Here is a 7,183-nt window from a genome sequence, read left to right on the forward strand (position 1 = left end):
GTTGTTTTGGAGGTAGTCGGCCCGTCGAAGCCGGCAATTGCATTCGCCGCGCCAAGCGACTATCTCGGCGCTCATGAGCAAAGATCCCGTTCACGTCATCGGCGGCGGCCTCGCCGGCTCCGAAGCCGCATGGCAGATCGCAGAAGCCGGCGTGCCGGTCGTGCTGCACGAGATGCGCCCGGTGCGCGGCACCGACGCGCACAAGACCGACGGGCTCGCCGAGCTCGTCTGCTCCAACTCGTTCCGCTCGGACGACGCCGAGACCAATGCGGTTGGATTGCTCCATGCCGAAATGCGGCTCGCCGGCTCGCTGATCATGAGCGCCGGCGACGCCCACCAGGTCCCGGCCGGCGGCGCTTTAGCCGTCGACCGCGACGGTTTTTCCGAGGCAGTAACCGCAAAAATCGAAGCGCATCCGCTGATTGCCATCCAGCGCGAGGAAGTGCCTGGACTTCCGCCGGCGGATTGGGACCAGGCGATCATCGCCACCGGTCCGCTGACCGCGCCTTCGCTTGCGCAGTCGATTGCCGAAGCAACCGGCGCCGATGCGCTCGCCTTTTTCGACGCCATCGCGCCGATCGTGCATTTCGACACCATCGACATGAACACCTGCTGGTACCAGTCGCGCTACGACAAAGTTGGCCCCGGCGGCACCGGTAAGGACTACATCAACTGCCCGATGGACAAGGAGCAATATCTCGCCTTCGTGGCGGCGTTGCTGGAGGGCCAAAAGACCGAGTTCAAGCAGTGGGAAGGCACGCCCTATTTCGACGGCTGCCTTCCGATCGAGGTGATGGCCGAGCGCGGCGTCGAGACGCTGCGCTACGGGCCGATGAAGCCGATGGGGCTGACCAACGTCCACAATCCGTCGGTCAAAGCCTATGCAGTGGTGCAGCTTCGCCAGGACAATGCGCTGGGCACGCTCTACAACATGGTCGGTTTCCAGACCAAGCTGAAGCATGCCGAGCAGGTCCGCATCTTCCGCACCATTCCCGGACTGGAGAATGCCGAATTCGCCCGCCTCGGCGGCCTGCACCGCAACACTTATATCAACTCGCCGACGCTGCTCGATCCGTCGCTGCAGCTGAAGTCGCGCCCCGGCCTGCGTTTTGCCGGCCAGATCACCGGTTGCGAAGGCTATGTCGAAAGCGCCGCGATCGGCCTGCTCGCCGGCCGCTTCGCCGCGGCCGAACGGCTCGGCCGGGCGGCCTCACTGCCGCCGTCGACCACGGCCTTCGGCGCGCTGCTCAACCATATTACCGGCGGCCACATCGTCTCCGACGACGAGCCGGGCAAGCGCTCCTTCCAGCCGATGAACGTCAATTTCGGCCTGTTCCCGCCGGTCGAGGCTCCAAAGTCCGAAGGCAAGCGCCTGCGCGGCAAGGACAAGACCGTTGCCAAGCGCCGCGCGATCACGGCGCGCGCATTGGCCGATTGTCGCGTGTGGCTGGGCCTGCCTTCGCAGGCGCAGGCAGCGGAATAGCTACTCCGCCGACTCGGCACTCGCCGCCGGCAATCCCGGTTTTCCTGCTTCGGACGGATTCCTCCGCACATAGGCCGCCTTCAAAGTCTCCGACGTATCGCGCGAGCCGTCATGACTCCAGCCTGGCGGCTGGATCAGATAGCTGAGACGCTGGCCGAGCGTCAGTCCAGGCATCATCGCATCCTTGAACATGCCGATCCATTCATGGAAGGCGACCTTCAGCGGGTTGAAGGTGCCGATGTTCTTGACAATGCCGTAGCGCGGCCGGTCCTCGTCCAGTTCCGCAACGAAAGTGCCGAACATGCGGTCCCAGACGATCAGCGTGCCGGCATAGTTGGCGTCCAGATAGCGCGGATTGGTGGCGTGGTGGACGCGGTGGTGCGAGGGCGTGTTGAAGACGAATTCGAACCAGCCCCACATCTTGCCGATCGTTTCGGTGTGGATCCAGAACTGCCAGACGAGGTTGAAGCCGAAGACGAACGCAATGACGGCCGGATGGAAGCCGAGCAGCACCAGCGGCGCCTGCAGCACGAACATGAAGGGGAAGAGACCGGTCCAGCTTTGCCGGAGCGCCGTCGAGAGATTGTAATGCTGGCTGGAATGATGGTTGACGTGCTCGGCCCAAACCCAGCGCACCCGATGCGCGATGCGGTGGTAGACATAGTAACGCAAATCATCGAGCAGGAAGGCGGCGACAAACACCCAGATCGACAGGCCGAGATTGAAGAAACGGAACTGCCAGAGCCACAGCAGCGCCCAGTAGGATACGACACCGAGCAGCAGGCCGGCGACGACATTGCCCGTCCCCATCATCAGGCTGGCCAGCGTGTCGCGCGTCTCGAACGATCCCTTGGCGCGGCCGGTGCGTACCAGCCAGAGCTCGATCAGGATCGCCGTGACGAAGAACGGGATGGCAAGCTGGGTGACCTGCGGGAAATTGTAATCGTCCATCACGCCGCCTCTCGGATCTGATCGTGCTTCAGCAGCACCGCCGCCACAGTCAGCGCGTCTGCCTCGTCGGCGAAGGCAAACCGCCCGCCTTTCCAGGTGAAATCATCCATTCGCAGCGACAAGACATTCCCTTGCCGTACCAGGGCGAGCACATCCCGCGGCGTGACGATGCGGGTTAGGAAACGGTCGCCGATGCTCTGGACGATGCCGCAGCGTTGCGGGTCGAGTTCCAGGACGGCGGCTTGCCTGTCCGATGTCAGCCTGACCGCCCGAGGCTTTTCGTCTGAAAAGTCTTCGGCAAAACGCGCGAGCGCGTGTTCAGCCCCGGCAAGCGTCGCGGTCGTCGTACCGCCGGTGAAATGCACGGCCGCCACCGACAGCGCGATGCCGAACACGACAAGGACGACCAAAACTGGCAGGCTCATGGAAAGGCGGTCCTCCGCTGGCTCGCATTTCTCTGATGCGAGTCCACGCGCAGAACCCCTAGCATGGTTGACGTTTACGTCAAAGGGGCGTCCAGCCGCGCATGGCATGACGCAAGAGCAGCCAGTGCCGGCGCAGGGTTGAGAGGGTCGAAGTGCCCCCGAGTGGAGACCGACCCGGCTTTTCCATCCTGTCGAGATAGGCATGTGTGAGCGCCAGCGGCAGGAAGGCGGGGCGCAGCGACGCGGGGAGAGCCGACGCGCCCTTCTCGAAAGCGCCGAGATGCTCTCGCGCCAGCGCGATCATCGCCCCGACCGCGCGCTCCGCGGCAGCATCGCCGTCGCCCTTGACGAACTCTTCCGGCGAGGTGCCGGCGGCTGCCAGGATATCGGAGGGGATAAAGCACTGTCCACGGCGACGGTGCAGCGGCAACAAAAGCAGCAAGCCGGTGATGGCCTGCGCGCAGCCCGCCCTGCCCGCCAGTTCGGCAAAGCGTGGCGCGGCATTCGGATCGAGCACCATGGCCGCAAGCTGGATGATCGCCGCGGCCGTCTCGCCGCAATAACCCTCAAGGTCGGTCCGCGACGGCATCGGATCGTTGTAGAGATCGAAGATACGCGCTTCGAGCATGTTCTCGAAAGCGGCCTTCGGCAGATGGTTGGCGGCGATCGCCGCCCTCAGCGCGTCGGCGGTCGGATGACCTGTCTCCGCCTCGCCCTCGGCCAAGAGGACATCGCGCCACCATTGCAGCCGGACCTCGCCCGGCAGCGGCTCGTGGATGCGGTCGCGAACGCCGGCGACCTCGGCATTGAAGGCATAGAGCGCAAGCAACGCGTCACGCCTGTCGGCGGGCGCGTAGAGCGCGGACAGATAGCGATCATGGTCTGCGGCACGCACCGCATCCATGACCATGTTGGGCATGCCGGCCATCAATCGACGGCGATCAGCGCTGCGGCCACGGCACGGTCCTCGGCCAGCAGCACGTTGTAGGTGCGCACGGCCGCGCCCGTCGACATCGGGTCGGCCGAAATGCCGGCCTCTTTCAGCGCGGAGCGGAGTGCAGCCGGCAGCGGCCGCAGATCCTTGCCGGTGCCGACCAGCAGGATTTCTACCTTGTCGGCCTGGGCGAACAGCTTGTCGAAGTCCGAAGCTTTTAGCGCCAGCGGATCGGCCGGCTCCCAGCCATGGATACCGGACGGCAGGCACAGCAGCGAGCCTCGATGCGACATGTCGGCAAAGCGGAACCCGCCATTGCCATAGGCCTCGACCGGCGCCCTGCCCGGGAAATGCGCCTCTCGGATGACGATGCCTTTGGCCATGGGGCTAGAGCATGATGCCGAAAAGGGTGGAGCGGTTTTCGGACGACATTATGCTCTATCTCTTTGATTTAGAGCGGATTCAGATCTCAGTTCGACTCGACCTGAGATCATCCGGCTCTGACGGCTTCAGGTCGCCACGGCCTTGCCGTTCGCCGGCTTGGTCTCTTCGGCGGCTGCGGCCTGCGGCCTGAGCTTGAAGAGGATCAGCAGCGGCGCGGCGATGAAGATCGACGAATAGGTGCCGAACACCACGCCGAACAGCATCGCCAGCGTGAAGGAGCGGATCACCTCGCCGCCGAACAGCACCAGTGCCAACAGCGCAAGGATGGTGGTCACCGAGGTCAGCGTGGTTCTGGACAGCGTCTCGTTGATGGCGTTGTTCAACAGCTGCGGCAACGGCATCTTTTTGTATTTTCTTAAGTCTTCGCGGACGCGGTCATAGACGACGATGGTGTCGTTGAGTGAGTAGCCGATGATGGTCAGGATCGCCGCGAGCGACGACTGGTTGAATTCCAGTCCGGTTATGACGAAGAAGCCGATGGTCATCACCACATCGTGCACCGTGGCGATGATGGCGCCGACGGCGAACTGCCACTCGAAGCGGAACCACACATAGAGCAGGATGCCGACCAGCGCGATGAGCATGGCGATCGTGCCTTGCTTGGCGAGCTCGCCGGAGACCGTCGGTCCGACCACCTCCACGCGGCGGAAGTCATACTGGTCCTGCAGTTCGCCGCGCACCTTGTCGATGACGGTCTGCTCGGCATTCTCGCCGGCGTCCTGCGTGCCGACGCGGATCAGAACGTCGTTCGGCGCGCCGAACTGCTGCACCTGGATCTCGCCGATGTTGAGCTCGGAGAGCCTGTTGCGGATGTCACCGAGATCGGCGTCGCCCTGCTTGGACTGCACCTCGATCATCGAGCCGCCCTTGAAGTCGATGCCGTAATTGATGTCGATGGTGAGGAACCCGACAACTGACAGGATCGACAAGATGCTGGACAAAGCGAACGTCCAGCGGCGGATACCCATGAATGGGATCCTGGTGCCGGGCGGAATGAAGGTGACCGGCGCGCGCGGCAATTCCTTCGGACGGGCGCGGCGCAGCCAGATCGACACCAGCATGCGGGTGAAGGTGAAGGCGGTGAAAACGGTGGTCAGAATGCCGATCGCATAGGTGATGGCGAAACCCTTGACCGGTCCTGTGCCCAGCCAGAACAGCACCACGGTGGCAATCAGCGACGTGACATTGGAGTCGACGATCGTTGCCAGCGCCTTGGCGAAGCCGGTGTCGATCGACTGGATCACCGAGCGGCCAAGTCGCCGCTCCTCTCGAATGCGTTCATAGATCAGAACGTTGGAGTCCACCGCCATGCCGATGGTGAGCACGATGCCGGCGATGCCGGGCAAAGTGAGCGTGGCGCCCAGCAGCGACAGCAGCGCAACGATCATCGCCACGTGGACGGCCAGCGCGATGTTGGCGAGGAAGCCGAGGAAGCCGTATGCAACGAACATGAAGGCGACGACGAGGATCGAACCGATCACGCCCGCCACCTTGCCGGCATGGATGGAATCCTGGCCGAGGCCTGGACCGACCGTTCGCTCTTCGATGACCGTCAGCGTTGCCGGCAGCGCGCCGGCGCGCAGCAGCACGGCAAGGTCATTGGCGCTCTGCGGGGTGAAATTGCCGGAAATCTGCCCGGTACCGCCCAGGATCGGCTCACGGATCTGCGGCGCCGAAATCACTTGGTTGTCGAGGACGATGGCGAACAGCTTGCCGACATTCTGCGCCGTCGCCTGGCCGAACCGTGTCGCTCCCTTGGAATCGAAACGGAATGAAACCACCGGCTCGTTGGTCTGCGAATTGTAGGTCGCCTGCGCGTCGACCAGATTTTCGCCGGAAACGATGACGCGGTTTTCGATGAGATAGGGGACCGGCGGATCGTCTTGCGAGTAGAGGACGGAAGAGCCTGCGGGCGGACGGCCCTTCAGCGCATCCTGCACAGGCATCGACTGGTCGACCATCTGGAAGGTCAGCTTGGCGGTCTGTCCGAGGATCTCCTTCAGCCGCTGCGGATCCTGCAGGCCCGGCACCTGGACAAGGATGCGGTCGTCGCCCTGCCGCTGCACGATCGGCTCGGTCGTGCCGAGCTCGTTGACGCGGCGCTCGACCACTTCGATCGACTGCGACAGAGCCGTTGAGGTGCGGTATTTCAGGCCGGCGTCGGTGACCGTGAATTTGAGCAGGCCGGGCTCGGAGTCATCCAGCGACATTTCCTGGATGGAGCCGCCGCTGAACAGTCCAGCCGCCACCGGATCGGTCAGCGGCTTCAGGACTTTCTTGGCCTGGTCGAGTTGAGCCTGGTCCGTGATGCGAACCTGCACGGTGCGGCCGGAACCGGAAAGGCCGGTGTAATTGATCTTGGGATTGGCCTCGCGCAGCAGCGTCCTGATCTCGTCGCGCGTCGTCTCCATCCTATCCTTGATCAGATCGTTCTGATTCATTTCAAGCAGGATGTGCGAGCCGCCCTGAAGGTCGAGGCCGAGCGTCATCTGCCGCTTCGGCACCCAGCTCGGCAGTTGCGCCAGCATGCTTGCAGGGAACAGGTTGGGCGCGGCGAGGACCACTGTGACGGCCACGGCCAGCCAGATCAGGATCATCTTCAGGCGCGAGAAATAAAGCATTCGTTCTTATCCGTTCAGGCGTACAAGCGGCAGCGTTCCGCCATCGAGGTGGTGATTACTTCTTGGCGTTCTGGTTCGCCACCGGTTCGCCCTTGACGCGCACGTCGGAGATCGTCGAGCGCAGCGCCGTCACCTTGGTCCCGCCGCCAAGGTCGATCTCCAGCTCGTTGTCGTCGATCACCTTGGTCACCTTGCCGACGAAGCCGCCGCCGGTCACCACCGTATCGCCGCGGCGCACTGCGGCCAGCATTTCCTGGCGCTTCTTCAGCTGCGTGCGCTGCGGCCTGATGATCAGAAAATACATGATCACGAAAATCAGGACAAA

Annotated in this window: 7 protein-coding genes; 1 reads left to right on the forward strand and 6 read right to left on the reverse strand. The window is 63.5% G+C overall.

The window, feature by feature from the left end; translation table 11 throughout:
• Positions 1-73: 73 nt before the first annotated feature.
• Positions 74-1,483, forward strand: a complete 1,410-nt coding sequence (gene trmFO, locus EOA75_RS25770; RefSeq protein ID WP_127245637.1) for a methylenetetrahydrofolate--tRNA-(uracil(54)-C(5))-methyltransferase (FADH(2)-oxidizing) TrmFO — start codon at positions 74-76, stop codon at positions 1,481-1,483.
• On the opposite strand, the gene EOA75_RS25775 is transcribed toward trmFO, so the two are convergent.
• From EOA75_RS25775 to yajC, 6 genes are all read right to left on the reverse strand, one after another.
• The gene (locus EOA75_RS25775) at positions 1,484-2,434 is read right to left on the reverse strand and encodes a sterol desaturase family protein (protein ID WP_206517034.1); all 951 of its coding nucleotides are present in this window, start codon (positions 2,432-2,434) and stop codon (positions 1,484-1,486) included.
• Positions 2,434-2,859 (reverse strand): hypothetical protein, encoded by a 426-nt coding sequence (locus EOA75_RS25780; protein ID WP_127325475.1) that lies wholly within the window; start codon positions 2,857-2,859, stop codon positions 2,434-2,436. The genes EOA75_RS25775 and EOA75_RS25780 overlap by 1 nt, the downstream gene beginning before the upstream one ends.
• A gap of 79 nt (positions 2,860-2,938) precedes the next feature.
• Positions 2,939-3,778, reverse strand: a complete 840-nt coding sequence (locus EOA75_RS25785) for a phytoene/squalene synthase family protein (RefSeq protein ID WP_245466736.1) — start codon at positions 3,776-3,778, stop codon at positions 2,939-2,941.
• 8 nt (positions 3,779-3,786) lie between these two features.
• The gene (locus EOA75_RS25790) at positions 3,787-4,176 is read right to left on the reverse strand and encodes an Mth938-like domain-containing protein (RefSeq protein WP_067329577.1); all 390 of its coding nucleotides are present in this window, start codon (positions 4,174-4,176) and stop codon (positions 3,787-3,789) included.
• A 126-nt stretch (positions 4,177-4,302) separates the two neighbouring features.
• Positions 4,303-6,858, reverse strand: coding sequence for a protein translocase subunit SecDF (secDF, locus tag EOA75_RS25795; protein ID WP_095801856.1), 2,556 nt, complete (start codon positions 6,856-6,858; stop codon positions 4,303-4,305).
• Positions 6,859-6,913: 55 nt separating this feature from the next.
• Positions 6,914-7,183: preprotein translocase subunit YajC (gene yajC / locus EOA75_RS25800; RefSeq protein ID WP_127325476.1), on the reverse strand; the 270-nt coding region annotated here is incomplete at its 5' end.

The organism is Mesorhizobium sp. M1A.F.Ca.IN.022.07.1.1, assembly GCF_003997575.1.
In the GTDB taxonomy this organism is placed as follows: domain Bacteria; phylum Pseudomonadota; class Alphaproteobacteria; order Rhizobiales; family Rhizobiaceae; genus Mesorhizobium.